We start from the raw sequence: 26,936 nt of genomic DNA, 5'->3' as shown, positions 1-26,936 counted from the left end.
TGGGAGGCCGTCAGTGCCCTTCGGCCCGGTGCTGCCGGGCCGAAGGTCCCGCACCGTGGATCAGCGCGCGGCTGCCGCGCGGGCCTCGCGCCCGCTGCGGACGCCGCCCGGCCCCGGCAGGCGGGCCGGCGGCTGCTGCGGTGCGAGCGCCGAGAGGAAGGACGTCCGGCGGCGGAGCACGAATCCCAGGGATTCGTAGAGCCGGACGGCATTGGTGTTGGAGGAGGCGGCATGCAGGAACGGCGTCTCGCCGCGCTGCCTGATCTCGTGGGCGACGGCACGCACCAGCCCGGTGCCGAGCCCCTGGCCGCGTACGGACTCGTCCGTGCAGACGGCGCTGATCTCGGACCAGCCCGGCAGGTGCAGCCGTTCCCCGGCCATCGCGACGAGCACGCCGTCGCGCCGTACCCCGAGGTACGTGCCGAGCTCGACGGTGCGGGGCAGGAACGGTCCCGGCCGGGTGCGCTCGACCAGTTCGAGCATCTCGGGCACATCGGCGGGTCCGAGCCGTACGGCCCCGGAGAAGGGCGCCGTCTCGACCCCGGCGTCGACGAGCTGGACGCCCTCGGCCCGGAAGACGGTCTCCCAGTCGTCCGGCGGGGGCTCACGGAAGGCGGTGACGGTGACGGCGCCACCGGGCCCGACGAGCGCCGCCGCGTCGTCCCAGTCCTCGGCCGTCGGGGTGTCCGGGATCGCGACCCATGGGGCCACGTCCGGCCGGTACCGCAGGATGCGGCCGCGGCGCTCGGCGAAATGGGCGTGCGGGCCTGACAGCGCGGCGTGGACCGGGCTGTCCAGCGGGTGCGGCCTGCCGGCGGCGTCCGGCGCGCTCACGCGACCACCTCGATCGCGATCTTGCCGAGGGTGTGACCGCTCTCCACGGCCCGCAGCGCGTCTCCCGCCCCGGCGAGCGGGAAGGCCCGGTTCACATGGGGCCGCAGGGCGCCTTCGACGACGAGGTCCGCCACCTCGTCGAGGACCGCCGCGGTGCGGGCCCGTTCGACGGCCGCACCGCCGAGCTCCGCGGCCAGCGGCTTGTCCCCGGCGCTGATCAGGGCCGTCGGGTCCCCGAGCAGTGTGGCCGCGGCCCGCAGGGTGTCGCCGCCGACCAGGTCGAAGACCGCGTCCACACCGTCGGGGGCCGCCACCCGCACCCGGTCCGCGAGCCCGGGGCCGGATTCGACGTGCACCGCGCCGAGCGACTCGACGAACTCCTTCTTGGCCGCACCGGCGACGCCGACGACCTGGATGCCCGCGTGCCGGGCGATCTGCACCGCCGCGGCACCCACCCCGCCCCCGGCGCCGGTGACCAGCAGGGTCGAACCGGGGCCGAGGCCGAGCTGGCACACACCGTCGTACGCGGTGGCCGCCGCGACCGGCAGTACCGCCGCGTCGGTGAACGACAGCCCGGCCGGCTTGTGCGCGGACACGGCGACGGGCAGCAGCGTGTACTCGGCGTACCCGCCGGTCACCGGGTTGCCGAAGACCTCGTCCCCGATCGCGAACCCTTCGACGTCCGGGCCGACGCCCTCGACGACCCCGGCGGCCTCGCTGCCGAAAACGGTGGGGAAGGGCTGCAGCTCGCTGCCGGGCCTGATGTACCCCGTGCGCAGCTTCCAGTCGACCGGGTTGACCCCGGCCGCCCGAACCGCGACGAGCAGCTCACCCGGGCCGGGCACCGGCACGTCCTGCTCGATGAGGGCCTCCACCTCCGGTCCGCCGTGGCGGGTGAACACGTAAGCCTTGGGCATGAGCTCCCTCTCTCCTGCTGCACGGCACCGGCGGCCGGGTGGCCGCCGGTGTCACAGCAGCAGGAATGCGCTGGTCCGGGCAGCGTATTCCCCGGGGCGGAGCGCGTTCATCGGACCGCAACGATCCTGAATCGTTCACGGGTCGGTGATTCCGCGGTCAGCTCCTGAGGCTCTTCATCAGGTCGCGCATGTCGCTGATCATCGCCGACCGGTACGGGGAGAGATCGGAGGTGTCCGGCCCGTCATCGGACGGCGGTTCACCCGCGTCGCTGTTGTACTGCGCGGAGGCGAAGAGACCCAGCGAGAGGACCGCGCCGCCCTCCTGCACCCGCAGTTCCGCGTAGCCGTCGTCCTGCGTCAGCACATACGCGCTGTCGCCGAGGTTCGGGACCTTCTCGGCCTTCGTCCCGGCATCAGGACCGGAATCGCTCACCCCGCGCATCGCCTCGAATTCGGCTGCGGGGTCGGACTTCTTGTGCAGTGCCACGGTGATCGCGACGGAGTAGTCGGTGTACCAACGACTACTGATCGACTTCTTCGCGGCCGGTGAACGAAGGGAGATGAAGCACCTCACCCGGTCCAGGGCCGGATCGTTCAGGAGCTCCGGTGCGACCATCGCGGTGTCCTCCTTCGGTGCGAGCGCCGCGCCCAGTGCCTTCAGCTGCACGGTCGGGCACGGGTTCGCGTCCAGCCGGTAACCATGCATGTCCGGCTTCCGGTCACCAACCGGATGGAGGTACAACGCCCCGGCCCACACCGCCGAAGCCACCGCGGCTCCGCTCACCGCCCACCACCACGGACGGCGCGGCCGGGGTTCCCGGGCGGGATTCCGGTCGAACTCGCCCACCACCTCGCCCGGCCCGACCGCACCGAACTCGTCCACCATCTCCGGCTCGGAAATCACCTGTGCCCCCCTCGGCAGAACCATCCGTCCACCACATGATGGTCCACAGGGACCGCAGCGGGACTCGAGACGGCCGTGGGAGGGCCGTGGGAGCGGTTCGCCGTCTGTTCGGACGCGCCGTCCGACCGCATCCGCGGACCTGCGAAGATGTCGCGGCCCCACTGCTGCGCGTCGCCTGGGGCCGGAATTCGGGTGACAGTGGACGCGCGATGTGCGGGCGGGGGAAACAGATGAGCGCGTCGGGCGCCGTGGTGCGTCGCGGGTTGTTGTTCGGCATCCGGGCCGGGGCGGTTCCGGCCGGGATCTGCGCGGTGCTGTGGGCTGTGATCGCACTGGCGGGACTGTCCGGGGAGCCGCTGGAGAGCACCTTCGAGAAGCCCGTGGCAGGACTCGTCGCCGTGCTGGGTTCCCTCGCCGTGGGGGCGGCAATGGGCCTGGTGACGGGCGCCGTACTCGCGGTCGCGCCTTCACGCGTGCTCGGTTCCGCCCTCGTGCGTGGCCTGGTCTGCTTCGTGGTGGGGACCGCGTCGGCCGTGGGCGAGGTGGTGGTGATGGATGTGTCGTCCGAAGGCGGCTACGGGCCCGTCATCGTGGCCGTGCTGGCCATGCCGGTGGTGGGGGCCGTCACGGCGGCGCGCAGCCGGTCAATCGCGGCCCCACGCCTCGGTGGCGGGGCCGTCGTCGGGGGCGCGGATGCGGGTACGGGTGCGGGCCGGGGTACGAGTTCGATTCCGGGTTGAGGTACAGGTTCGGGTGCGGGCCGAGGTACGGGTTCGGACTCCGGTTCGGTGCGATGAAGCCGTCTCCTGGTCGAAGTTGCCGTCTTTCTCCCGAACCTGCGACATCGACGTCGGAACACCGTCGATTTCGACTCAACTACCGCTGGATATGCGCCGGTCGGTCCCCATTGCCCCTCGGCTGTGGCAGTCTGGACAGCGACCGCCCCACCGGGCTCCCCCGTACCGGTGGGGCGGTTCCGCTTTTCTCGCGAGCCCGGTCCGCGTGGGTGCCGGAACATGACGGGGGGTCACGGCGAGCACGGCGAATCCCAGCCATTCGCTGCCGTGTGACGTGATCGACTTCCGCAGTCGCGCATGGGAATTCCCTCTTGGGGCAGGCGCATCAATCTCATGGGACACGACCTGGGGAGCGTGACGGAATGACGGCGCACACTGCGCGGACCGCCGGTACGGAGAGGGCGGAGGGTCCTCGCTCGACACCGGCGGACGTGCCGGCCGGGGACCTCGGTGGGTTGCCGTGGATCGAGGACGCGGGAAAGGTCGCCCCTTGCGACGCGCGCGAACTGTCCAGGCTGTTCTTCGGCCGTCTCCAGGCCCTGGAGGAGGGAACCCCCGCCCATCAGTACGCGCGCAACACCCTCATCGAGATGAACCTCTCCCTCGTGCGGTTCGCCGCGGGCCGGTTCCGCAACCGGGGCGGCGGTGGCGACATGGAGGACATCGTCCAGGTCGGCACCATCGGGCTGATCAAGGCCATCGACCGGTTCGAGCTCTCCCGCGAGGTCGAGTTCACCTCCTTCGCGGTCCCGTACATCACCGGGGAGATCAAACGATTCTTCCGTGACACCACCTGGGCCGTACATGTCCCGCGCCGGCTCCAGGAGTTGCGGGTCGACATCGCCAGGACCAAGGAGTCGCTCGTCACGGAGCTCGACCGCGACCCCACCGTCCCGGAGCTCGCCGAACAGCTGGGGCTGAGCGAGGAAGAGGTCACCGAGGGCATCGTGGCCGCCAACGGGTACGCGGCGGGTTCGCTGGACATGCCGGCCGATCCGTCGGAAGCAGGGCGGCGCCATGCCCCGGGGCGCACCTTCGCCGATGTCCTGGGCGGTCCGGATCCCGCCCTGGAGACGGTCGAGAATCTGCACGCGCTCGCGCCACTGCTGGGCTGTCTCGACGAACGCGAGCGTCGCATCATCGACATGCGTTTCGGCCAGGAGATGACCCAGGCCCGGATCGGCGCGGAACTCGGCATCTCCCAGATGCATGTGTCGCGACTGATCAGCAGAATCCTGCGGAAGCTCCGCAACGGGATGTTCGTCGAGGAGTGACCACGGACGTCACTGCCCGGGGCCGTCGCCGTAGAGGATCACCGGGCGGAGCCGTCGCGCACGCCGGTGCGTCGCGGCGGCTCCGGCCATACATTGCGGCCGAATGAACTCCGTCGCCGGCACCGGGCCGCTCGGCCCCGCCCCCACCGGCCTCCGTACCACTGGGCGAGAAACGCCCGTGCCCAGGTCGGAGGCGGTTCGGCGGCGGAATCGAGGAGTGGGGTGCGGTGATGTCGCCCATTCCGCGCGGCCGTGGCGGGCACGGCGCCCGTACGGAAGTGCGGTTGACGCCTGCGGGAGCCGCTGACACGCTCACCGCCATGCCCGCGACTCCTGCCCTCGTCTCGCGGCGCCACGTCGATCTGGGACGCCTCGCGTCCGCCGCGTGGCGTCTCAACTCCTGCCGCGCACCGCTCCGTTGAGCAGCGGATGAGCAGCTGAGCCGCAGCGGCGATTGCCCGGGTCCGCTGACGCGCCGTCATCGTCCGCCCGTCCTCGCTCCTCCTCGTCCCCCGGAGTTGCCCATGAGATCCGATCCGCCGTCCGAGGCCGCCTACGACAGGATGCGGCTGCGTCAATGGTCACGAGGTGCCGCGCGGTCCGCCGGGATCGACCGGCGGGATCTGCTGAGGCTGCTGGCGGCCGCTTCGGCGGCCGGGCCCCTGGCCGGGCTCGCCGCTCCCGCGTACGCGGCGCCCGCCACCGATTCGCCGTCCGCGCCCGGGATCGTGAAACCGCTGCCGCCCGAGGTGTTCACCGTGCGCGGCACCAACGCCGAGACGAACTTCGCGGCGCTGCGCCAAACCGGGCTGCTCACCCCGGCCGACCGCTTCTTCGTACGCAATCACACCGTCACCCCGCGGATCGACGCGGCGGCCTGGAGGCTGACCGTGTGGGGCAGTGGGCTGACGGGCCCCGCCGTGGAATTCACGTACGACGAGCTGCGTGCCCTGCCCGCGGTCACCCGCACCGCGTTCGTCGAGTGCGCGGGGAACGCCCGGAGCTTCTACGCGACCCAGCAGAACCAGCAGGTGAGCGGCACCGCCTGGACCCTGGGCGCGATCGGGACGGCCCGCTGGCGCGGGGCGCGGCTCTCCGACGTGCTGCGGCGGGCCGGCATCGGCCGGGACGCGGTCGATGTGCTGCCGCGCGGCCTGGACGACGAGGTGGTCAGCGACGGGATCCGGCTGGGGCGGGTGCGCAGGCCACTGCCGGTGGCGAAGGCGCTGGACGACGTGCTGCTCGCGTACGAGATGAACGGGCGGCCGCTACCGCCCGACCACGGCCATCCGGTGCGGCTGATCGTGCCGTCCTGGGTGGGCATCGCCAACATCAAGTGGGTCGGTGACATCGAGGTGAGCGCGGAGCCCCTGGTCTCGCCCTGGAACACCGGGCTCTACCGGCTGTTCGGCGCCGGCTACCCCCCGGAGGGCAGCGCGCCGCTGACCCGGCAGACGCTGAAGAGCGCGTTCGAGGTGGCACCGGGGGCGTCGTTCCCGGCGGGCCGGCGCCAGGTGCTGACCGGGCGCTCGTGGTCGGGCGGGGCACCCGTGCGCACGGTCGAGATCAGCACCGACGGGGGTGCCCGGTGGCGGCGTGCCCGGCTGCGTGACCAGCCGAGGAGCGGGAGCTGGGTCCGCTGGTCGGCCGACTGGGTGCCGGGGGCCCCGGGGCCGGCCGTCCTGCTGGCGCGGGCGACGGACCGGACGGGCCGTACCCAGCCCGAGGCCGCCGTCCACAACACGCAGGGCTATCTCTTCGATGCCGTGGTCCGGCACGAGGTGCGGGTCGTCTGACGACTCCGGGACCGGCGCCGCCTGCGCAGCGCGTCGTGGGGCGGCTCAGTCGCTGTCCCGCTCCTCGGCCCGGCCCGCGTAATAGGTGGCGATCATGTCCTCGCCGCCGTGTCCCGCCGCCTCGGCCCGTACGAAACGGTCGGCCGACGCCGCGACGAGGTCCAGCCGCACCCCCGACGCCTGCGCCGCGTCCAGGATGAGGCGGGTGTCCTTGAGCGCGGTGGACAGGGTGAAGCTCGGGGTGAGGTCGCCGGAGAGCACGGCGGCGGACTTGCCCTGCAGATAGGCGGAGTCCAGCGGGCCGCCCTTCATGACGTCGAGGAACGTCTGCGGGTCGATGCCCAGCCCTTCCGCAAGGTTGAGGCACTCCGCGATGTTGTTGACCATGGTGAGCACCCAGGTGTTGACCACGAGCTTCAGCCGCGAGGCCGCTCCCGGGGCCTCGCCGACCCAGACCGTACGCTGCCCGATCGCGTCCAGCACCGGGTCGACCGCGGCGCGGGCGGCGGACGGACCGGCGACGAACACCGTCAACGCCCCTTGTTCCGCGGGCTGTTTGGTGCCGGAGACCGGTGCGTCGAGATATACCAGGCCCAGGTCGGCGGCGCGCTGGGCAAGATCTGCGGTGGCGTCGAGCCCGACCGTCGAGCTCTGGAGCAGGATCTGGCCCCCGTGCACTCCCCCGGACGCGGCGGCGAGCGCGGCGGCGACGGAGGGGCCGTCGCTGAGCATGGTGACGACGACATCCGCGCCGCGTACGGCTTCCTCGGCCGTCTCCGTGACCACGGCGCCGTCGGCGGCGAGCGGGGCAGCCCTGGACTGCGTACGGTTCCAGGCACGGACGTCGAGCCCGGCCCGCAGCAGGCTCCGGGCCATTCCCGACCCCATGATTCCGGTGCCGAGGACGGCGACGACCGGCCGTCCCCCGGTGGCGTCCGCAGTGCTCGATGTCATGAGGGGGCTCCCTTCGTCGGCCGGGCCCGGGGTCGGCGCGCGGCGCTGTGGATTCTCAGGATTGCCGCAGTGCGCCTTCGAGGACGGCAGCGTGCACCACCCTGGCGAGTCGCGCACCCCACAGGGAGCGCGGCCCCGCGAAGGGTTCGGCGGGGGCGGGTCCCGGGGTGGGGGCGGCGATGCAGACGGCGTCCGTGGGGGTGCCCGAGCAGTCCAGGCCCGCGTCCAGGAGAGCCTGGACCTTGGCCTCGGTCGCGGTGGCGACGGCGTTGACGAGTGCGGCGTCGGAGAGCGGCACGGGGAGCGTGACGACGATGTTGATCGTGCCCGGTCGCGGCGGCCCTTCTGTGCCCTCCGCCGGGGCGGCGGCCCAGCCGCGTACGCCGAGTCCGCAGGTGGCGGTCGCGGTCGCGCCCTCTTCGGCCGCGACCGTGTACGCGGTGACGTCGGCGGCCGTCATCAGCCCGGCGCCGGGTCCGGTGAGGTGTTCGGCGGCGGCGATCTCGGCGAGGTGCCGGTCGGGGTCCAGACGCGGGTAGCCGCCGGGCACCTGGGCGTTGAGTATCCAGTCGCGCGGGCCGATGCCGCCGCCGAGGACGGCGCTGCCGCACACCCGCCACCCCGGCCCGAGCCGCCACACCAGGTGGTGCAGTTGTGCACCGTCCTCCTGCCGGACCAGCAGTTCACCGCGCTGCTCGGGCAGCCGGATGCGTACGGAACTGATGGGGCACCCCCGGTGGCGCGGCAGGAAGACGGTCGGCTCTTGGCCCGTCGATCATATGTGCCGACGTGAATGTGCCGGGGCTCCGGCTCTACGGGCGGAGCCGCACGGGGAGCCGTCCCGTGCTGTTGCCGACGAAGCCCAGGTGGCGGGGCAGCTCGGGCTCCGGGACGGCGAGTTCCAGTTCCGGGAAGCGGCCGAACAGCTGCTCCAGCGCGATGGCGGCCTCCATGCGGGCGAGCGGTGCCCCGAGGCAGTAGTGCGGGCCGTGGCCGAGCGAGAGATGCCGGGCGGCGGTCCGGCGGGCGGGCCTGGTCACATCGAAGCGGTCGGCGTCGGGTCCGTGCGCGGCCTTGTCCCGTCCGGCCGCGGAGTAGCCGGCGAGCACAGGGGTGCCCTGCGGGATGACGGTGCCGTCGAGCGTGAGGTCCCGGGTCGGGTAGCGGAACGGGAAGTAGCTGACCGGGCTGTCCCAGCGCAGCGTCTCCTCCACCACGTCCGCCCAGTTCGCCCGGCCCGTTGTGACGAGCCGGAGCTGTTCGGGATGGGTGCACAGCGCCCGTACGGCGTTGGTGATGAGGTTCAGCGTGGTCTCGTGCCCCGCGATGATCAACAGGAGCAGGGTGCCGATGAGTTCGTGCTGCCCGAGCCGGCCGCCGCCCTCGTCGCGGGCGGCGATCAGCGCGCTGGTCAGGTCGGCGCCGGGCCGCTCGGCACGGGCGACGGCGACCGCTCCGAGCAGGGCCACCAGCTCCCGGTTGGCGGCCATCGCCTCCTCGGGGCCGGTATCGGTCGCGACCACCCGGCCGGACAGGTGGTGCAGCCGGTCCTGGTGCTCGGCCTCGACGCCGAGCAGCTCGCAGATGACGCCCATCGGCAGCGGCAGGGCGAACCGGGAGCGCAGATCCACAGTTCCGTCGCCCTCGGCGGCGGAACGGTCGACGCGGTCGAGCAGTTCCGCGGCCACCGTCGCGATGCGGGGCCGCAGTTCCTCCACCCGCCGTGCGGTGAACGCGTTGCCGACCAGTGAGCGCAGCCGTCGGTGGTCGTCGCCGTCCGCGGTGGTCATGCCCTGCACGGTGGCGAAGGTCCTGAGCGGCCAGCCGTCCGGGATGCGCCCCTCGGCAAGTTCGGTGAAGTGGTGGGCGCCCTTGGCCACGTCGGGGTGGGCGAGGAATTCCCGGAGCGCGTCGTGCCCGAGCACCACCGCCCCGGCCACGTCGCCGGGGAGCACGACGGATACCACGGTCCCCCGGGCCAGCAGCATGGCGTTGTCCGCGTGCGGGCAGCCGCCGGCCGGGTCCAGGCGGTGCGGGGTGCCGGTCATCGAGGTCTCCAGACGCTGGTGGGCCGGTGGCCGTGGCCGACGGGCGAGGTGGGCGGCAGCCTGTTCGAACGGTGCCGATCCTAAGGTCGGCGGCACCGGCGGGAGGGCGGGTTGCCGGTGTTCACAACGCCTTCCGCACGACGAGGGGTTGGTGCCGGTACCGCTCGGTGACGACCCCCTCCTCGCCGGTCGCCGATCAGGCTCCCGGTGCGGCCGGGCAGGCCGTGCCGCGCGTAGCGGGCAGCCCGGCACACCCTCCGCCCGCTTCACCCGAATGGCCTAACTCGTGGACGAGGTGCCCACCGCCGTGGCAGGCGGTCAACGCCCAACCGCCGAGCATGCGGCAGGCGGCCTTTGCGGACCGGGCGGTTGCAGCGTCCATCCGGGTGAGGCGCGATGGAAGGCGGACGCGCCTCCTCTGATGGCCTCAGCCACAGGACGCGCCCGGACGAGGAGGAATCGGTCATGGCAGCCGCTGACGGTTTCACGGATTCCGGAGAGCTCGACGGCCTTACGGTGTACGACACCGACGGCGAGAAGGTCGGCAGTGTGGGCCGGGTGTACGTCGACGACAACACCGGCCGACCGGACTGGATAACGGTGAAGACCGGCCTGTTCGGCATGAAGGAAAGTTTCGTTCCGCTTGCCGGAGCCCGCCGCGTCGGATCCGATCTGCACATCTCGCACCCGAAGGACCGCGTCAAGGACGCCCCCCGGGTGGACGCGGACGCGCATCTGTCCGTGGCGGAGGAGGAAGAGCTCTACACGCACTACGGCCTCGCCAGGAACACCACCGCGAAGCTCGGCGACCGGCCGGGCACGGGCAACACGACGGCGTCCGGGACCGGCACCACGGCCATGGGAGCGGCGGGAGCCGCCGGGGCGGCCGGGGCCATGGGCGCGGCCGGCGCCGGACGCACCACCGGGTCCGACAAGTCGGCCATGACCGGCACCACCGCCGCCGGTACGGGCACGGCCCGGACCACCTCGTCCGGCATGACCGGCGCCGGATCCGGTCCGGGCCAGGGCAGGCACCGCGGCACCGGGGCGGCCGGCACCTCGCGTCCCCTCGTCGGCGCCGGGGCGGGCTCCGAACGGTCGGCCGCCGACCTGGGCGGCAAGGAGGAGATGATCCGCTCCGAGGAGCAACTCCACGTCGGCACCGAGGAGTACGAGAGCGGAAAGGCCCGGCTGCACAAGTACGTCGTCACCGAGAACGTCACCAGGACCGTGCCGGTGACGCACGAAGAGGTGCGCCTGATCCGTGAACCCCTCCAGCCCGGCGAGAAGACGGCGGAACGGGCCGCGATCCGCGAGCAGGACGTCGAGGTCACCCTGCACGCGGAACGTCCGACCACGCGCAAGGAGACCGTGCCCGTCGAGCGGGTGCGGATGGAGACCAAGAAGGTCACCGAGCAGAAGGAAGTCTCCGCCGAACTCCGCAAGGAGCAGATCGACTACGCGGACGGCACCGACATCGGCGGCAAGGACACGGGCGGCGAATTCGGCCGGGGACGCCGCCGCTGACCCCTTACCGCACACCGCGGCGAACAGCCGCACCCGGACAGCTCTCAGGGCGGACCCGCGCAGTGCCGGGGTCCGCCCGACCGCTTTCACGGCACCCGCCCGCTCTCGTGGCACCTCACCACTTTCGTGGCGCCCGACAGCTCTCGTGGCGCCCGCGCCGGACGCTACGTGCCCGCAGGCCACCCCGGCAGGAAGCGCACCGAGGGCCGCCCGTCCGGGCCGTCCGGCGTGACGCGGGCGGCGACCCGGTACGCGTCGGCGATCAGCTCCTCGGTGATCACTTCCGCAGGGGTGCCGGCGGCCACCACCCGCCCCTCCTTCAGCACCGCGATCCGGTCGCAGAACATCGCGGCCGGGTTGAGGTCGTGCAGCGCGATCACACCGGTCAGCGGCAGCGAGGCGATCAGCGCGAGGAGTTCCAGCTGGTGCTGGATGTCGAGGTGGTTCGTCGGCCAGTCGAGCAGCAACTCACGCGGCTGCTGAGCCGGCGCACGCGCGATCTGGACACGCTGGCGCTCGCCCCCGGACAGGGTGTGCCAGAACTGGTCGGCACGGTCGGCCAGGCCGGTCCGCACGAGTGCTTCGCGTACCGGCTGCCACACGCCGCCCGTGCCCTCGCCGGTTCCGGGCACCGGCGGCTGCTGCCGGTCACGGGGCGGTGGTGGCCGGTGGTACGCCGGGCCGTCTTCCCGTCGCACCACCTGCCACCTGCCTGCTGCCTGCTGCCTGCTGCCTGCTGCCTGCGGAACGGTCCTCAGGGGCGCTGAAGGGCGATGACGGCGTTGTGGCCGCCGAATCCGAACGAGTGGCTGACGGCGCGCCTGATGGGCCGCCGCAGCGGTTGCTTGGTGACGCAGTCGATGTCGAACTCGGGCGCCGGGGCGTCCAGGTTGGCGATCGGAGGTACGACTCCGCGCTGGAGCGTGAGGACGGTCAGTCCGGCCTCGATCGCTCCGGCCGCCCCCATGCAGTGCCCCAGTACGCCCTTGGGTGCGGTGACGGGTGGCCGGTGCGGGTAGACCCGGGCGATGAGGGCGGCCTCGACGGCGTCGTTGACCGGGGTCGCCGTGCCGTGCGCATTGACGTGCTCGACGTCCTCGGCCGCCCAGCCCGCGTCGCGCAGCGCGGCCTCCACCGCTGCCTGGGCGACCTTGCCGGAGGGGCGCGGGCTGATGGGGTGGTGGGCGTCGGTGGTGGCGCCGGTGCCGGCGAGCAGCGCCCGTGGGGCCGCGTCCCGGGCCCGGGCGTCGTCCGTCCGTTCCAGCACCATGACGGCCGCGCCCTCGCCCATGACCAGGCCGGCCCGGTCGGCGGCGAAGGGCCGGCACAGTCCGGCCGGGTCGCCGACCCGCCGGGCCCCGGCCCCGGACCTGGCGAACGCGGCCATGGCGGCCGGGTAGACGATCGACTCGGTGGCTCCGGCGATCGCGATGTCGCACTGCCCGGTGACCAGCAGGTCGCGGGCGACGGACAGCGCGGTGGCGCCGGACGAGCAGGCGGTGCACGGCGCCATGCTGGGTCCGGTGGCCCGCAGCTGGATCGCGATCTCGGCGGCGGGCATGTTCGGGATGGTGAGCAGGATGCCCGACGGCGAGGTGGCCCCGGCGCCGAGCCGGTCGAGCACGACGGCCTGCTCGGTCAGCGAGGCGGAACCGCCGCTGCTGGTGCCGACGACCACCGCGACCCGGCTGCCCTCCCACCGGGCCGGGTCGAGCCCGGCGTCGGCGACCGCCTCCCGGGCGGCGAGCACGGCGAGTTTCACGTACTTCCCCATGCGGAAGGACGCCCGGCCGCCGATCGCGGCGTCCAGGTCGATGCCGTCGACCATGCAGGCGAAGTCGATCGCGCAGCCTTCGAGTTCGGCGACGGTACGGGCCGGTGACACTCCCGCGCACACACCCTGCCAGGTGGATTCCGTGTCGTTGCCGACCGGGGTGATCATGCCCAGGCCGGTGACGGCGACGGCCGGCCGGTTCATCGGGCGTTGCTCATCGCTGCCCCGCCGCCCGTCCGCGCGCCGCTGCCGTCCGCCGCGTCGATGAACCGTGTGATGTCGGCCAGCGTGGCGTTCTTGGGGAACTGGTCGAAGTCCCGGTCGCCGCCGGCCGTCTCCCTGATGAGGACGGCGAACTCGGCAACGGCGAGGGAGTCCATCTCCAGGCTGTCCATCGTGGAGCCCGGGTGGATCTCCGCTGCGGGGACTTTGAAGGTGTGTGTCAGAACCTCGGTGATCTTGGGGTGAATCGCGCTCATCAGCTTTCTCTCCATCATTCGGTCCGGCTGTCGGGGCCGGCGGTGAAACCGTCCCGACGCCGAATCAACTAGGAGGAGTGCCTCCAGTTACGCCTTGTGCCGAACCGATTCGCCACCGTCCTCCCCGCGCTCCCCGCACCACCGGGCCAGGACGGACGCCGTACCCCAGAAGGCCAGCAGGACAACGCGTACCCCGAGGGCCCCGGCCGCCTCTCTGACCCGATGACTCCGCACGGCTGTTCCCTTCCTCGTCATGGTCCTCACCGCTCGCCCCGAGCCGCTTCCCGGCCCCCGTCGGTCTGCCAGAAGGCTCCCGGATCGTCGTAGGCGTCCACGTAGTCGGCGCCTGCGATCGGCCAGTCGGCGAGCAGTTGTGGCGGCAGCGCGAAGGACTCGACGAGTTCGGGCAGATGCGCGGCGACCGTGGCGATGAGCTCCTCCACCCTGTCCGGCAGGCATTTGACCTGGTCGGCGGTCAGCAGCCCCGCGGCCAGCAGATCACCGGCGTTGCGGGCGATCCGGTCCAGCGCGAAGAGCCGCTGCAGCTCGCCGAGCCGGTCGCGGGCGGGCCCCTCGGGCAGCGCGGCCACCGCCTCCGCGTACGCCTCGGCCGCCTGCCGCTGGGCATGCGCCTCGACGCCGCGCAGGGCGGGTCCGGACGCCGCGTTCCACCGCGCCAGCGGGTCGCCGTGCGGTGCGAGGCCGATCCGCTCCTGGGCCCGGCCGAACCAGATCCGCTCCAGTTCCGCGAGCAGCCCGCCGAGGAAGCCGGGGTCGTCGAGATCACCGGGTCCGCCGCCGGGGCAAGGACCGGGCCCGGCCGGTGCGGCGGCGAAGAGCATTTCCGCCGCCGCCTTGGCGTGGATGGCCAGATTGTCGCCCTCGGCGGTGATGGCGCCCTCCACCCCGGTGAGGAGTTCGCTCATACCGTTGTGCTCCAGGAGTGCCTGGGCACCGCAGCGTTCCCGGGATTCCACGATCACGGACCTGGCCTGCCAGGTGATCCATCCCTTGGCGACGGCGACCAGCCGCTCGGCCTCCTCCCGTCGCTCGCCGCGCTCCCAGCGGTCCAGGGCCCTGCGGTGCAGCAGGCTCATCGCGAAGACGGTGGCCATGGCCGAGGCGAGCGGTCCGTGGTGACTGCGGTGGGCGATCACCGGCACCCGGTTCGAGCCCCGTGGGCCCGAGATGTACCGGTGGCCGCCGTAGCGGACGGCGACGGCGAGCGTCGCGCGCGCACAGCCGACCGCGCAGGCCGTCATCGAGATCTTGCCGGAGGTGACACGTCCGATCGACGCGAGGAAGCGGCGCCTGCGGTTGTCGAGGGCGCTGCTGAACTCCCCGTCCGCACCGATCCGTCCGTGGTCCCCGTCGAGCAGCGCGGCGCGCCCCACGAAGACCCGGTCGAAGGAGGTCAGGCAGTGGTCCACCGGGCTGCCCGTGCGGGTGGGGAGCGTGCGGACGCGTACCCCGGGCAGGGCCTGTTCGGCGTCGGTGAGCGGCACGAGGAAGAGGAAGACCCCGTGGTCGGCGCCGTCGACGAGCAGGCGGGCGGCCACCAGCCCGGTCTTGGGGCCGCCGGCCGGGCTGGTGTTGGGCATGAATTTCTGCGCACCGGCGTGCGGTGTGCGCAGCACGAAGCCGTCGCGCTCGCGGTCGTACTCGGCCGTGGTCTCGACGGCCGCGGCGTCGTTGCCGTGTGCCACCTCCGTACAGAGGAAGGTGCCGATGCGCCGCAGCCGCAGGAAGTCCGACAGGTCGCGGCGGCCGTCGCCCCCGTGGTCGAGGAGGCTGCCGAGAAAGAGGTTGTAGTGGATGCCCGCCACCGTGGTGAGCGCCGGGTCCACCGGGCCGAGCCATTCGTGCAGCGCCGCGAGGGCACGGGGGTCCGCGGCCAGCCGGGCGCCGCTGTCCAGGCAGTCGTTGAGGACGCGCAGCCGCTCGTACGCGAGAGCCAGGCGTTCCTCGGCGGTGCGGCGGTCCGGGCGGCGGCGAAAGGGTTCGGTGCTGATCAACCGCTGCCAGAAGCCGTGCTCCCGGCGGAAGTTGCCGCCGAGGAGCACACCGGTGAGGAGGTCCGTGGATCGTTCTGCGGAGGGGCTGTCGATCGTTGCGGTCATGGAAAATAAAACGATCAAACAACGGCGAGGACACCCGGGTCCGTCCGTGACGGGCCGTCCGCGTCGGCGCGCTGGAAGGCGAGTACGACATTGTGTCCGCCGAAGCCGAAGGAGTGGCTCAGCGCCCGCTCGACCGGCTGGATCCGGGCTTCCTTGACCACGCAGTCGAGGTCGAACCCGTCCGGCAGCGAGTCCAGGTTGGCGATCGGCGGGACGAGGCCGTGCTCCAGGGTCAGTACGGTGGCGACCGCCTCGATCGCCCCGGACGCCGCGAGGGTGTGCCCGAGGACGCCCTTCGGTGCGGTCACCGACGGCCGGTGCGGGAAGAGCTCGGAGATCAGCGCGGTCTCCATCGCGTCGTTGAGCTGCGTCGACGTGCCGTGCGCGTTGATGTGGTCGACCTCGTGGGCCGCCCAGCCCGCCTCGCGCAGCGCGGCCTCGACGGCCTTGCGCGCGCCGCCGCCCTCCGGGTCCGGGGCCGTGGGGTGGTGGGCGTCGGTGCTGGAGCCCGTACCGGTCAGCAGTGCGCGCGGCCGTCCGCCCCGAGCGTACGCGTCGGCCGTCCGTTCCAGTACGAGCACGGCGGCGCCCTCACCGATCACGAACCCGTCCCGGTCCGCGGCGAACGGCCGCGACGCCCCCGCCGGATCGCCGGTGCGCAGCGAGAGTGCGCCCATTCCCGCGAAGGCGCTCACCACCAGCGGGGTGAGCACGGCCTCCGCGCCGCCCGCCACCACCACGTCGCACCGGTCGTTCAGCAGCAGGTCGCGGGCGACGGCGACGGCCGTCGCCCCGGACGCGCAGGCGGTCGCCGGGGCCAGGCTGGGGCCGTGGGCCCGCAGGGCGATGGCCAGCTCACCGGCGGCCGCGTTGGGCATCATCATCGGGACCAGCAGCGGTGACACCGCGTCCGCTCCGCCGTCGTCGAGCCTGCGCACGTTGTCGACGAGCACGGACACCCCGCCCACCCCGACGCCGAGCACCACGGCGACCCGGTCGCCGTCCCACCGCTCGGGCGACAGACCGGCGTCCGCCACGGCCTGGCGGGCGGCGACCAGTGCCATCTTCACGAACCGTGCCATCCGCCACACCGAACGCCCGCCGACCGCCGCGTCCAGGTCGATCCCGTCCACCGGACAGCCGAAGTCGACCGGCAGTCCGGCCAGTTCCTCGCAGCCGCGGGCCGTGGACACACCGGCGCACAGCCCCTCCCAGAAGGTGTGCTCGTCCGCGCCCGCCGACGTCACCAGCCCCAGCCCGGTCACCGCGACGCCTCCGTCAACCCTCGTCATGCCCGCCCCCTCCTCCGTAATCGATCACGCCTACTGGTTGTCGAACGGCCGTAGCCCCGGCAAGGATGCGCCCAATGAGCCGAAAGGGTCATCGATACCTCCGGCGGGCCGAACGGTGCCGCACACCACGGTGACCGTCCTCACCCGTCCGGACCAGCCCGCCGTGCCGTGTGCGGTGGCAGGCCGTCCCCTGGGGGGATGGAAGCGGACCACGATCATCCGAAGCCCCCGCATGACAGTGCCGAGCTGGAGGAGCTGCGTGCCAGGGTGGCTGTGCTGGAGGACCGTGCCCCGGCCCGGCACCGTCCGCGCGCCCGTTCGTTCCTGGCCGTGCTGCTCGTCCTGGTCGCGGCCGTTCTCACTCCGCTGAGCATCGTGTCGTCCTGGGCGAAGAACCAGATCAGCGACACCGACAACTATGTGGCGATGATGGCGCCGCTCGCCTCCGATCCCGATGTGCAGGCCGCGGTGACCGATCGCGTCACCGGTGCCGTCATGCAGCACCTGGATGTGAAGGCCCTGCTGTCCGAGGTCTCCCCCGCGGACCGGCCGGTGCTCGACAAGGCGCTGTCGAAGCTGAACGGCCCCATCACCACGGGCATTTCGAACTTCGTGCACGGGACCGTGGAGAAGTTCGTCGCCAGTGACGCCTTCGCGACGATCTGGACCGACCTCAACCGGGCGGCCCAGTCCGCCGCGGTGAAGGCGCTGTCCGGGAGCGGCGGCGGGGCCGTGAAGCTCACCGACGACACCGTCACCATCGACCTCGCACCGGTCATCGACCGGGTGAAACAGCGTCTCGTCGACCGGGGGCTGGGCGTCGCGGCGAAGATTCCCGAGGTCCACACCGATTTCACGGTGCTCACCTCCGATTCGGTGGGCAAGGCCCAGAGGTGGTTCCGGGCCCTCCAGATCATCGGGTTCTGGCTGCCGTTGGCCACTCTGGTGCTGGCAGCGGGCGGGGTGCTCCTCGCGGTGCGCCGCCGCCGCGCCCTGGTCACGGCGGCGCTCGTGGTCGCGGCCGGTGCCGCGGTGCTCGGCCTGGCGTTGTGGGTGGGCCGGGCGTTCTATCTCGACAGTCTGCCGTCCGGGGTGTCGCAGCCGGCGGCCGGTTCGGTCTTCGACGCCCTGGTCGGTCAGATGCGTGCCCTGGTCCGCATGGTCGTCACGCTCGGCGTCGTGGTGGCCCTCGCCGCCTGGCTCACCGGTGACGGCCGCGCCGCCGGCCGTGTCATGGCGATGTGGAGCGGCGGCATCGGTGCCGTACGGGACGCCGCCGGGTTCACCGGCGGCCCGGTCGGCCGGTGGGTGCACCGTGCCAGGCGCCCGCTGAACTGGACGGTCGTCGTGGTGGCCGCCGCGGTCCTGGTGGCGTGGGACCGGCCGACGGGCCTGGTCACGGTGTGGATCGCGCTCTGTGCGCTCTTCGTCCTCGCCGTCGTCGAGTTCCTCGACGACGACAGCAGCCCGCATCTGGCGGTGCCCGGGGGATGAAGGCTCCCGGGCACCTCGTTCCCCGGCCGGGGCGTGTTCAGCTCCGGTCGAGTGCCGCCTTCAGCTCCGCCCCGTCCGGCGGGTTGGCGCCGGCCCGGGCCACGGTCACCGCGGCCGAGGCCGCCGCGTGCCGCAGGACATCGGCCGTCCGGGCCCGGTCCAGCGAGCGGAGCCCCTCCCGTCCGTCCGAGCCGAGCAGTCCGTGTCCGGCGAGGGCGTGCAGGGTGCCCGACATGAAGGCGTCGCCCGCCCCCACCGTGTCGACGACGTCGGTGGGCAGCGCGTCGACCGTCACCCGCCCGCCGGGCAGTACGGCCAGCGCGCCGTCGCCGCCCCGGGTGACGAGGACGAGTGCCGGGCCGGTGGCCAGCCACCGCTCGGCGACCCGCTCCGGATCCTGGCCCGGGTACAGCCATTCCAGGTCCTCGTCGCTGGCCTTGACCACATCGCTGAGCGCGACGCACCGCTCGACCCTGCGGACGGCCGACTCGTGGTCCCCCATCAGCTCGGGCCGCACATTGGGGTCGTAGCTGACGGTCGCGGACGCCCGCAGCGACTCCACGGCGGCCAGGACGGTGGCCGCCCCCGGTTCCATCACCGCCGCGATGGAACCGGTGTGCACATGGTGGGGTGGCCGGTCCAGCGATACCGGGCCGAGCGTCCAGGTGATGTCGAAGGTGTACTCGGCCCGGCCCGCCCCGTCCAGGGTGACGGCGGCGGACGGGGTGGGGGCCGTGGCGCCGTCCGTGCGGACCTCGACCCCGGCACCGGCGAGATGGTCCCTGATCAGCCGGCCGTCGGCGTCGGGGCCGAGCTGGGTGAGCAGGGTGGAGCCGTGCCCGAGCCGGGCCAGGCCGTACGCGACGTTGGCCGGGCTGCCGCCCGGGTGGACCTGGTCGGCCGCACCCGGCAGCCGGACGATGTCGGCGACGCATTCGCCGATGACCAGCAGGTCGAGTCTGTCGAGCATGAGGGTGGGGTCTCCTAGAGTGCGGTGACGAAGGTGTCCTGGTAGGCGGCGCGGCCTCCGAACACATTGAGCCCGATCCTGCCGCGCGTGTGGTGGGTGTCGGTCACATCGACGACAGGCAGGCCGTCGACGAACGCCTCGATCCGCCCGCCCCGGGCCCGGATCCGCAGCGCGAGGCCGAGACCCGGGCGGATCAGCAGCGGTGCCTCGGCGAGCACGGTGGTCCGTCCCCCGTCCTTGCGGAAGAGTCTGACCGTCCGCAGGTTCGGATCGAGGTTGAGGGCGTATCCGTCGGCCGTGTCGGGCAAGGCACGCAGCAGCACCGATCCGGCACCACTGGTCCCGTCGGGGCCGCCGAGGCGGACGAGGGAGGTCAGTTCCAGATCGCCGTACTCGGTGCTGGAGACGGCGGTCGAGTCCCGGTCGAAGACTCCGGTGCGGCCGGCGCCGGTGGTCGTCCAGTGCCCGGCCGGCACGACGGTGAGCTCGCCGAGCCCGCCGCTGCGGAACTCCCCGCCGCGCGGTTCCGCGGCAGGCTCGGGGCCGGTGTCCGTCACCCGGAAGACGTCGCGGAGCCGGTGGACGGTCAGGGTGACGATGCGGGCGGTGCCTCCGGAGGCGTAGCAGGCCACGCCCCGGTCGTCCGGTCCGGGGAAGAGCAGGCTGCTGATCGTGACCCGGCCGTCCCCGCCGAACACCTCGATGGAGGAGGTGTCCATGAACAGCCTGATCCGCAGCCGCCGTTCGCCGTCGACGGTGGTGAGGGACAGGGGCGCTTCCGTCCGTCCGGCGAAGTGCTCGGTGAAGTAGTCGACTCCTGCGGCGCTGCGGTCCACGAAGAGTTTCCCGGTGCCGGTGTCGTAGCCGACGAGGGTGTGCCGGTCTCCCCCGGTACGGAGCCGGAAGCCGAATTCCGTCGCGGCGCCCGTGCCCGGCAGGGCGATCTCGGCCTCGATCTCGTAGGACCGGCCGCTCAGCGCGGAGAGCGGGTCGGCGGAGCCCGGACGCATGGTGACGTCCTCGATCGTGGTGCTGTCCGCGCGCAGCGTCTCGATCTCCGCAGCGGGCCGCTGGACGAGTCCCCCGGCGGTCAGGGTCAGTTCGCGGGCGATGCCGAGCTGGCCGTTCCATTCGCCGGTCGGGGCGCTGAACGCGTAGTCCCAGTTGCTGAGCCGGCCGAGCTGGACGCGCCGGCCGTCCGGCAGCCCGTAGAAGGTCATGGCGGCGTAGTAGTCGCGGCCGGCCTCGGCGCGCGTCGTAGCCGTGGTCGCGCTCCGGGTCGGGGACGGCGGAGAGCAGGAGTCCGGTGTAGGGGTGGGCGGGGCGGTCCATCAGGGCGAGCGAGTCGCCGCCCTCGACGAGTTCACCGGCGAAGAGCACCTGGGTGGTGTCGGCGACGTAGCGCGCCGAGGCCAGGTCGTGGGTGATGTACAGCATGGAGATGCCGTGCTCGTCGCGCAGCCGCCGCATCAGGTTGAGGATGCCGATGCGTACGGAGACGTCGCGCATCGAGGTCGGCTCGTCGGCGAGGACGAGGCGGGGGTCCACGGCGAGCGCGCGGGCGATGGCGACGCGCTGGCGCTGTCCGCCGGAGAGCTCGTGCGGGTAGGACTGGAGCATGTCCTCGGTCAGCCCGACCGTGGTGATGAGTTCGCGCAGTTCGCTCTCGCCCGCGGGCCGCCCGTGCACCAGCAGGGCGCGGCGCAGGAAGTGCTCACGCGGTGGACGGGGTTGAGGGAGCCTAAGGGGTCCTGGAACACCATCTGTACGGTGCCCCGGTAGGCGCGGGAGGCGCCGCGCCGCTGGGTCCTCAGCACGTCCTGGCCGTCCAGCAGGACCTGCCCGGAGGTCGGCTGTTCGAGGCGGGCGAGGCAGCGGGCGAGGGTGGACTTGCCGCTGCCGGACTCGCCGACGAGGGCGACGATCCTTCCGTGCAGGATGTCGAGATCGACGGCGTTCAGGGCCCGGTGGTGGTCGCGGGAGAACAGTCCGCCCATCCGGAAGTCCTTGGTGAGCCCGCGCACGCTCATCAGCGGGGTGCGGGTGGTGGCCGGGGCCGTCATCGCAGTCGGACCGACGAGCGTTCGATCAGCGGGCAGCCGACCTTCATCTGTGTGGTGTCGAGCGGCTGTCCCGCTGTGAGAGCGCCGAGCATGTCCACGCCCTTGGCTCCCATGGCCTCGAAGGGCAGGGCGACCGTGGTGAGGCCGGGCCGCAGGTAGGCGGCGATGAGTTCCTGGTTGTCGAATCCGATGACGGCGATGTCGTCCGGGATCCGCAGTCCCCGTTCCTTGATGGCGTCGTAAGCGCCCATCGCCGTACGGTCGTTGCCGCAGAACAGTGCGGTGGGGCGGCCGTTCTCGCGGTCGAGGAGTTCGCAGGCCGCCGCGTACCCGCCGTCGGTGGCATGTCCCGGTACGACGAGGCTGTCGTCGATGTCCAGTCCGGCCTCGCGCAGGGCCTGTTCGTACCCCTGGCGCCGTCCGACGGCGGTCGGGATGCCCGTGTCGAGGTTGATGAATCCGATGCGCCGGTGTCCCGCGTCCAGCAGCCGCCGGGTCGCGGTGTGGCCGCCTGCCACCTCGTCGGGCACCACGGACGGCAGGGCGCCGTCCGCGTCGAAGCAGTTCACCAGGACGACCGGCACCTCGCGGGCGGCGGGCGGCAGGGTCACCGCACGGTGCCAGGTGGTGGCGTACAGCAGCCCTTCGGCACGCTGTTCCAGCAGCTTGTCGAAGGCGGCGGCCTCCATGGCCCGGTCCCGGTCCCCCGCCGTGATGAGCAGGAACTTCCCGTCGGCCCAGGCCCGGTCCTGTGCCCCCTTGATCACGTCGACGGCGAACGGCGCGGTGACGATCTCGGTGATCAGCCCGTACCACTCGCTGCGTTTGGCGGCGAGTGCCCGCGCTCCGGCGTTGGGCCGGTAGCCGAGCTCCTCGATCGAGGCGCGGATGCGCAGCCGGGTCTCTTCGGGGATCCCGGCGTCGGCGCCGTTCAGGACGAAGGAGACGGTGGTGCGTGAGACCCCGGCGTGGCGGGCGACATCGCTCATCGTCACGCGTCGCGCCTTGTTCGTGGCCACTTCGGTTACCCCCTGTGTCCCTCGGGCAGCGGGCCGTGCTCTGGTTACGCGCTTTAGTAACGCGCGTTAGTTCGATGTTGCAGGCAAGTTACGAGGGGTTGGCCGACGGTGTCAAGAGGGGTGACGCGGCGAGTCCCCCGCCCCTTCGGGAAGGGCCGGGGGACTCGGGTCCGTACGTGGGTCAGGAGGCGTCCTCGCCCCCGTACCGGCGCTCGAATTTGGCGACCTGCCCCTCCGAGTCGACGACGCGCGCCTTCCCGGTGAAGAAGGGGTGGCTCTCGGCGGAGATCTCCACGTCGATGACGGGGTAGCTGTTGCCGTCGTCCCAGTCGATCGTCTGCTCGCTCGACGCGGTGGAACGGGTCAGAAATGCGTAGCCCGCCGAACGGTCGCGGAAGACGACGGGACGGTAGGAAGGGTGCTTGTCCTGCTGCATGCCTGCTCCTGGGGACGTACGGGGTGGTCTGCGCGGGTGGTCCTGACCAGCCTCGCGAACCGGTACGTCCCGCGCGATCGGACACGTCCGTACGGGCGTCGGCCCGCACGGCCCGTCCCCGCCGGGTGCCGGGCGTACGCCCCGCCCGTGCTCAGCGCCCGGCCGCCTCCATCGCGTCGGCCACTCGCGTCAGGAAGGCCGCGTGGGCGCGCGCGCTGCACACCGGCTCCGGGTTCCACGGCACCACCCGGGCGGCCCGCTCGATCGCCTGCCAGTCCGCGTTGGTCCGCAGCTCGTCGAGCGGTGTGGCGTTGGCCCTGATGTCGGCGAGGACCACCTCGGGGCGCAGGGCCGCCGCCTCCGCCCAGCCGACCGTGGACCAGTTCGCACCGGGCCCCTCGGCGGGCTCCACGAGGCCGACGCCGAGCTCGGCCAGCACCCGCAGCTCGGGCCACATCCGGGGGCGGGCGAGGTGCGTCCGTTCCTGGCCGGCCGGGGAGAGGGCGACGACCCGGGGCCCGTCCGCCCCGGCGGCGAGCGTGCGCAGCCGGTGCCGTGCTCCGTCCAGGCCCCGGGTCGCCGCCTCGGGCTCCTCGGCCCCGAGCGAGCGGGCGAGCAGGGCGAACCGGTCACCGATCTCGGCGAGGGTGCGTGCCTGCCCCACGTCGATGACGACGACCGGGACCTGCTCCTCCAGATGCTTGGCGGTCTCCGGGGCGAGCCCGTAGACATGGCCGCCGCCGTAGCTGACGGCCACCACGAGATCGGGCTCACCGCTCAGCAGGGTGTCCACGTCCAGGGTGCTGCCCGCGCCGAGGTAGCCGACCTCGGCCAACGGGAGCGAACCGGTCTTCGCCACGTCCGGCACGGCCCGGTCGTCGTGATCGGAGCCGAATATCGCGCCGGGGCGTATGCCGTGGTCCCACAGGGTCGCTCCGGCCTGGACATAGGCGAGCACCCGCGCCGGGCGCCGCTCGGCCGTCGACAACTGTCCACGATCGTCGGAGAACTGCCACACGGAATGCTCCCTCACGTCACACACCCCTCGCCACCGGTCGCCGCACCCCGCACACCGGGGTCGTACACCAGTACCTGCCCAGCGGACTCCGGTGGCACCCCACCCGGTGGCCGGTCGGCGCGGATGGCGCGAAGAGGCCCGTGCACGGCCGCGATACGGCCCCTGCCGTCACCGTTTCGTCAGCTCGGATCCGCCATCCGCCGGGAGAGCCAGGCCAGTGCGGGCGGCATCCGGTACTCGACGGCGTGGTGGCCTCCGTCGAACAGCTCGAAGCGTATGGCCGCGTCGTCCACCCCGGCCTCGGCCAGGGCGTCACGGAACGCCTGCGCGCCCAGGTCGAGGAACCATTCGTCGCGGGTTCCCGCGTCGATCCAGATCGCCCGCTGGGACCGCAGCGCCTCGGCGTGCCCGGGCACCATCCGTACCGGGTCCCAATCCAGCCAGCGCCGCCAGATCTCCGGGCGGAGCGCACCCGTTCGCGGGTCGAAGGGCAACTGGGGCGTGCCGTCCGGGGCGGGCGAGAAGCAGGACGAGACGCCGAGCAGTTCGAGCAGCCGCAGATCCTCGTCCCTGGTGAAGGCCACGCGTGAGCGGAAGTCGTCCCACCAGCGGAAGATGTCGCCGTCATAGTCCCTCAAGTGCCTTGCCGCCATGAGGAAGTGGGGAATGTACTGGGCCTCCGACAGCGAGTCGCCCGAATGCGTCGCGAAGGCGCCGAACAGGTCGGGCCTCAGCATCGGCGTGATCATCGCGCCGAGTCCGCCGCTCGACTTCCCTGCCAGCGCGCGGTGTTCACGGTCGGCGAGCGTGCGGTAGTGGGCGTCGACCCACGGCACGATCTCCTCGCAGAGGTACGAGTGGTAGCGGCCGGTCCCCGGCGAGTCGATGTACTGGCTGCCGCCGTACGTGGTCCAGGCGTCCACGAACACCAGCACCATCGGCGGGGCTTCGCCGCGGGCGAAGATCCCGTCGACGAGTTCGGGCACCGGTTGGCGGTAGGGGGTGCGGTTGCGCCAGACCGGGAGGGTGCCGGCGTAGCCGAGCAGGAGGTACGTGACGGGGTAGCGGCGCCCGGGATCGGCGTCGTAGCCGGGCGGGGTGTAGACCCAGAGCGGCCGTTGCGACGGGTCGCCGAGCGGGTTGTCGCGCAACAGGGCGCTGTCCAGGACGTGTTCGTCGATACGGCCTGCGAGTTCGGTGGGCCATGGGGACATCGGAACCTCCTCGGGGAGCGGGAGCCCGACGTTACTACGATTTCAAAATATATGAATTGGAAGCACAACTGTCGTGCCGGCTGCCGCCGCACACACCGCGGGCGCGGCCGTCACCGTTTCCGGGACGGCCGCGCCCGGCCGGCAGATCTCTAGAGGTTGGGGCGGATGGCGTCGGCGATGACCTTCAGGCCGGTCACACCCGGGCTGGGGAAGAGCCCGACGTTCGGGAACGCCCTGGTGGGCACGCCCTTCCAGGCGATGTCGGTGTCGAAGAGGCGCATTCCGGCCCAGAAGTCGGTGCCCAGCTCGGAGTTGAGGTGGGCGGCCCACTGGCCGTCCATGTCCATGATCACGCGCTCGGGGCCGATCCCGCCGTTGTGCGGAACGAATTCACCCGTCGTGAACGCCTGCGGGACGCTGAAGTTCAGCATGGTCAGCTCCCCGGCGGCCCGGGGCACTCCGTCGACCTCCGGAGTGGCGAAGAACTTGCTGTCCCCGAACGCCGCGAACTGGATCCAGAAGTCCTCGATCTCGTAGACCTTGCCGGTGGCGGAGACGATGCGGAAGCCCCCGGGGTAGCAGACCCGGCCGCTGGGCAGTTCGATGTTGTCATACTTCTCCCCGATGGGCATGACCGCGGCCGTGCCGTTGTCGGCCAGCCGGATCGGGGCGATGGCGTCGATCGTGGCGCCGGCTCTCCTCAGGCCGTCCAGGAGGGGTTGCGAGAAGGTGACCTTCGCCGTTCCCTCCTTGGAGAGGTACAGGCCGGTCTCCCCCGGCTTCACGCAGCCCTTGACGGCGGCGGCGTGCTCCTGGGCCCGGACCTGCGGAGCCGACCGCGCGGCAGCGGGCACCGCCTGACCGGCCGTCAGCATGACGGCGCAGAATCCGGCGGCCACCGCGAAGGGGGCAAGGATGTAGCGCATGGCTGGTCTCCCTGAGAGACGAATGAGGCATGGCGGGCGAACGCCCGTCCAGACATCTACCAACGGCACCGGCTTCAAGATCGTCGGCGCGGCACCCGGTCGCGCCGAACGGCCGATCAAGCTCATCCCAATGGTCAGACCCGGGCCCGTCCCATGCGTTCGCTCAGCCGGTCACGGCACCGGGATCGACGCCGAGTCCGGTCAGGAACGCGGCGGCGGCCGGAGTGGGGCGGAAGCGGCTCCAGACCAGGCGCTCGGTGCGCGCGGGGGCATCGCGGACGGACAGCACGTGCACGCCGGCCAGTTCCGCCGCGAAGGCGGCCGGCAGCATGGCGATGCCGAGCCCGCTGCGTACCAGCCGCACGATGAAGTCGGTTCCGCTGACCTCGAACGCCACCTCCCGGGTGAGGCCCATCGCCGCGAACGCCTCCTCCGACTGCGCACGGGCCGCGGTGCCGTCCGGGTAGTCGACGAACATCTCCTGCGCCAGCCGCTCCAGCCCCGTCTCCGAGTGCCCGGCCAGGGCGTGGGTCGGTGCCACGACCGCGACCAGTTCGCCCGTGGCCAGCTCGTGATCGCTCACGCCCTTGGGCCGGTAGCTCGGCAGCACCCCCAGGAACGCCACGTCGAGCGTCCCGTCCCGTACCTCCTGGGCCAGGTCCTTGCTCGCTCCGTCCCGCAGCACGATGTGCACCCTCGGGTAGCGGAGGTGGAAGGCCCGCAGTGCGGCCGGGATGTCGACCGCGGAGATGGTCGGGATGGAGCCGACCGCGAGGCGGCCGCGGACCTCCCCCGCCGTCGCGGCGACCTCGGCGCGGGCCCGCTCCGCCGCGTCCAGCGCCTGCCGGGCCTCCGGCAGGAACACCTCGCCCGCCGCGGTGAGCCGGACCCGGCGGCTGGTGCGGTCGAAGAGCCGGGCCCCCAGCTCCTTCTCCAGCCGGGCGATCTGATGGCTCAACGCGGACTGGACGACCAGGCACCGCTTCGCGGCCCGGGTGAAGCTCCCCAGCTCCGCCACCGCGACGACGTACCGCATCTGCTGAAGTTCCATGGATCTATCGTGAACCACGATCGATCGAA

Annotated in this window: 24 protein-coding genes and 2 pseudogenes; 5 read left to right on the top strand and 21 right to left on the bottom strand. The window is 72.4% G+C overall.

All coding sequences use genetic code 11. From position 1 onward, the window contains the following. Positions 1 to 60: 60 nt before the first annotated feature. The 3 genes from OG842_RS36095 to OG842_RS36085 all read right to left on the bottom strand — a co-directional run bounded on the left by OG842_RS36095 (position 61) and on the right by OG842_RS36085 (position 2,655). Entirely contained in the window at positions 61 to 834 is a 774-nt protein-coding gene (locus OG842_RS36095; RefSeq protein ID WP_266734816.1) for a GNAT family N-acetyltransferase, read from the bottom strand. Continuing rightward, on the bottom strand, positions 831 to 1,751 hold the full coding sequence (locus OG842_RS36090; protein WP_266734817.1) for an NADP-dependent oxidoreductase: 921 nt from the start codon (positions 1,749 to 1,751) through the stop codon (positions 831 to 833). Before OG842_RS36090 ends, OG842_RS36095 begins: the two co-directional genes overlap by 4 nt. A 157-nt stretch (positions 1,752 to 1,908) precedes the next feature. Next, complete coding sequence (locus OG842_RS36085) at positions 1,909 to 2,655, bottom strand: hypothetical protein (RefSeq protein WP_266734819.1); 747 nt, start codon at positions 2,653 to 2,655, stop codon at positions 1,909 to 1,911. A 230-nt stretch (positions 2,656 to 2,885) separates the two neighbouring features. Between OG842_RS36085 and OG842_RS36080 the strand changes: the two genes are divergently transcribed. The 3 genes from OG842_RS36080 to OG842_RS36070 all read left to right on the top strand — a co-directional run bounded on the left by OG842_RS36080 (position 2,886) and on the right by OG842_RS36070 (position 6,522). Next, positions 2,886 to 3,395 (top strand): hypothetical protein, encoded by a 510-nt coding sequence (locus tag OG842_RS36080; RefSeq protein WP_266734820.1) that lies wholly within the window; start codon positions 2,886 to 2,888, stop codon positions 3,393 to 3,395. A gap of 419 nt (positions 3,396 to 3,814) precedes the next feature. Continuing rightward, positions 3,815 to 4,726 carry a SigB/SigF/SigG family RNA polymerase sigma factor gene (locus OG842_RS36075; protein ID WP_266734821.1) on the top strand — a complete coding sequence of 304 codons (912 nt, stop codon included), beginning with the start codon at positions 3,815 to 3,817 and terminating at the stop codon, positions 4,724 to 4,726. A 524-nt stretch (positions 4,727 to 5,250) separates the two neighbouring features. Then, entirely contained in the window at positions 5,251 to 6,522 is a 1,272-nt protein-coding gene (locus OG842_RS36070) for a sulfite oxidase (RefSeq protein ID WP_266734822.1), read from the top strand. 45 nt (positions 6,523 to 6,567) lie between these two features. Here the strand turns inward: OG842_RS36070 and OG842_RS36065 are convergent, their stop codons facing one another. The 3 genes from OG842_RS36065 to OG842_RS36055 form a co-directional block, all read right to left on the bottom strand. Then, the gene (locus OG842_RS36065; protein WP_266734824.1) at positions 6,568 to 7,476 is read right to left on the bottom strand and encodes an NAD(P)-dependent oxidoreductase; all 909 of its coding nucleotides are present in this window, start codon (positions 7,474 to 7,476) and stop codon (positions 6,568 to 6,570) included. Between the two features lie 55 nt (positions 7,477 to 7,531). Then, positions 7,532 to 8,116: an adenosylcobinamide amidohydrolase gene (locus OG842_RS36060; protein ID WP_443064029.1), complete on the bottom strand. Its 585-nt coding sequence runs from the start codon at positions 8,114 to 8,116 to the stop codon at positions 7,532 to 7,534. A 172-nt stretch (positions 8,117 to 8,288) separates the two neighbouring features. Beyond that, the gene (locus OG842_RS36055) at positions 8,289 to 9,524 is read right to left on the bottom strand and encodes a cytochrome P450 family protein (RefSeq protein WP_266734826.1); all 1,236 of its coding nucleotides are present in this window, start codon (positions 9,522 to 9,524) and stop codon (positions 8,289 to 8,291) included. 465 nt (positions 9,525 to 9,989) lie between these two features. Between OG842_RS36055 and OG842_RS36050 the strand changes: the two genes are divergently transcribed. Further along, entirely contained in the window at positions 9,990 to 11,051 is a 1,062-nt protein-coding gene (locus tag OG842_RS36050; RefSeq protein ID WP_266734827.1) for a PRC and DUF2382 domain-containing protein, read from the top strand. A 164-nt stretch (positions 11,052 to 11,215) separates the two neighbouring features. On the opposite strand, the pseudogene OG842_RS36045 reads toward OG842_RS36050, so the two are convergent. The 5 genes and pseudogenes from OG842_RS36045 to OG842_RS36025 form a co-directional block, all read right to left on the bottom strand. Beyond that, positions 11,216 to 11,641: pseudogene (locus tag OG842_RS36045) on the bottom strand (ABC transporter ATP-binding protein); the annotation flags it as partial. A 164-nt stretch (positions 11,642 to 11,805) separates the two neighbouring features. Further along, positions 11,806 to 13,029 (bottom strand): beta-ketoacyl-[acyl-carrier-protein] synthase family protein, encoded by a 1,224-nt coding sequence (locus tag OG842_RS36040; protein ID WP_266734829.1) that lies wholly within the window; start codon positions 13,027 to 13,029, stop codon positions 11,806 to 11,808. Then, the gene (locus OG842_RS36035) at positions 13,026 to 13,304 is read right to left on the bottom strand and encodes an acyl carrier protein (protein WP_266734830.1); all 279 of its coding nucleotides are present in this window, start codon (positions 13,302 to 13,304) and stop codon (positions 13,026 to 13,028) included. The genes OG842_RS36040 and OG842_RS36035 overlap by 4 nt, the downstream gene beginning before the upstream one ends. A 260-nt stretch (positions 13,305 to 13,564) precedes the next feature. Continuing rightward, positions 13,565 to 15,424 carry an acyl-CoA dehydrogenase family protein gene (locus OG842_RS36030; protein WP_266734832.1) on the bottom strand — a complete coding sequence of 620 codons (1,860 nt, stop codon included), beginning with the start codon at positions 15,422 to 15,424 and terminating at the stop codon, positions 13,565 to 13,567. Positions 15,425 to 15,438: 14 nt separating this feature from the next. After that, entirely contained in the window at positions 15,439 to 16,716 is a 1,278-nt protein-coding gene (locus tag OG842_RS36025; RefSeq protein ID WP_266734834.1) for a beta-ketoacyl-[acyl-carrier-protein] synthase family protein, read from the bottom strand. A gap of 198 nt (positions 16,717 to 16,914) precedes the next feature. On the opposite strand from OG842_RS36025, the gene OG842_RS36020 reads away from it, so the two are divergent. Next, on the top strand, positions 16,915 to 18,210 hold the full coding sequence (locus tag OG842_RS36020; RefSeq protein ID WP_266734836.1) for a hypothetical protein: 1,296 nt from the start codon (positions 16,915 to 16,917) through the stop codon (positions 18,208 to 18,210). A gap of 37 nt (positions 18,211 to 18,247) precedes the next feature. Here the strand turns inward: OG842_RS36020 and OG842_RS36015 are convergent, their stop codons facing one another. The 10 genes and pseudogenes from OG842_RS36015 to OG842_RS35965 form a co-directional block, all read right to left on the bottom strand. After that, the gene (locus OG842_RS36015) at positions 18,248 to 19,180 is read right to left on the bottom strand and encodes a carbohydrate kinase family protein (protein WP_266737262.1); all 933 of its coding nucleotides are present in this window, start codon (positions 19,178 to 19,180) and stop codon (positions 18,248 to 18,250) included. A 14-nt stretch (positions 19,181 to 19,194) separates the two neighbouring features. Continuing rightward, positions 19,195 to 20,400: a GH32 C-terminal domain-containing protein gene (locus tag OG842_RS36010; RefSeq protein ID WP_443064028.1), complete on the bottom strand. Its 1,206-nt coding sequence runs from the start codon at positions 20,398 to 20,400 to the stop codon at positions 19,195 to 19,197. A 73-nt stretch (positions 20,401 to 20,473) separates the two neighbouring features. Next, positions 20,474 to 20,800, bottom strand: a pseudogene (locus OG842_RS36000) (ATP-binding cassette domain-containing protein); the annotation flags it as partial. A gap of 8 nt (positions 20,801 to 20,808) precedes the next feature. Then, entirely contained in the window at positions 20,809 to 21,243 is a 435-nt protein-coding gene (locus OG842_RS35995) for an ATP-binding cassette domain-containing protein (protein ID WP_266734837.1), read from the bottom strand. Continuing rightward, a complete protein-coding gene (locus tag OG842_RS35990; RefSeq protein WP_266734839.1) occupies positions 21,240 to 22,262 on the bottom strand; it encodes a LacI family DNA-binding transcriptional regulator in 1,023 nt (340 codons plus the stop codon). The genes OG842_RS35995 and OG842_RS35990 overlap by 4 nt, the downstream gene beginning before the upstream one ends. Positions 22,263 to 22,443: 181 nt before the next feature. Further along, positions 22,444 to 22,698 carry a type B 50S ribosomal protein L31 gene (locus OG842_RS35985; RefSeq protein WP_093540855.1) on the bottom strand — a complete coding sequence of 85 codons (255 nt, stop codon included), beginning with the start codon at positions 22,696 to 22,698 and terminating at the stop codon, positions 22,444 to 22,446. Positions 22,699 to 22,849: 151 nt separating this feature from the next. Continuing rightward, positions 22,850 to 23,731, bottom strand: a complete 882-nt coding sequence (locus OG842_RS35980; protein ID WP_266734840.1) for an ABC transporter substrate-binding protein — start codon at positions 23,729 to 23,731, stop codon at positions 22,850 to 22,852. Positions 23,732 to 23,895: 164 nt separating this feature from the next. Further along, positions 23,896 to 24,930, bottom strand: coding sequence for an alpha/beta hydrolase (locus OG842_RS35975; protein ID WP_266734842.1), 1,035 nt, complete (start codon positions 24,928 to 24,930; stop codon positions 23,896 to 23,898). 149 nt (positions 24,931 to 25,079) lie between these two features. After that, on the bottom strand, positions 25,080 to 25,856 hold the full coding sequence (locus OG842_RS35970; protein ID WP_266734844.1) for a hypothetical protein: 777 nt from the start codon (positions 25,854 to 25,856) through the stop codon (positions 25,080 to 25,082). Positions 25,857 to 26,019: 163 nt separating this feature from the next. Continuing rightward, the gene (locus tag OG842_RS35965; protein ID WP_266734846.1) at positions 26,020 to 26,907 is read right to left on the bottom strand and encodes a LysR family transcriptional regulator; all 888 of its coding nucleotides are present in this window, start codon (positions 26,905 to 26,907) and stop codon (positions 26,020 to 26,022) included. Positions 26,908 to 26,936 lie beyond the last annotated feature (29 nt).

Source organism: Streptomyces sp. NBC_00376 (assembly GCF_036077095.1).
Taxonomy (GTDB): domain Bacteria; phylum Actinomycetota; class Actinomycetes; order Streptomycetales; family Streptomycetaceae; genus Streptomyces.
The sequence above is the reverse complement of the archived record's forward strand: the minus strand, read 5'-3'. Positions and strand labels throughout refer to the sequence as shown.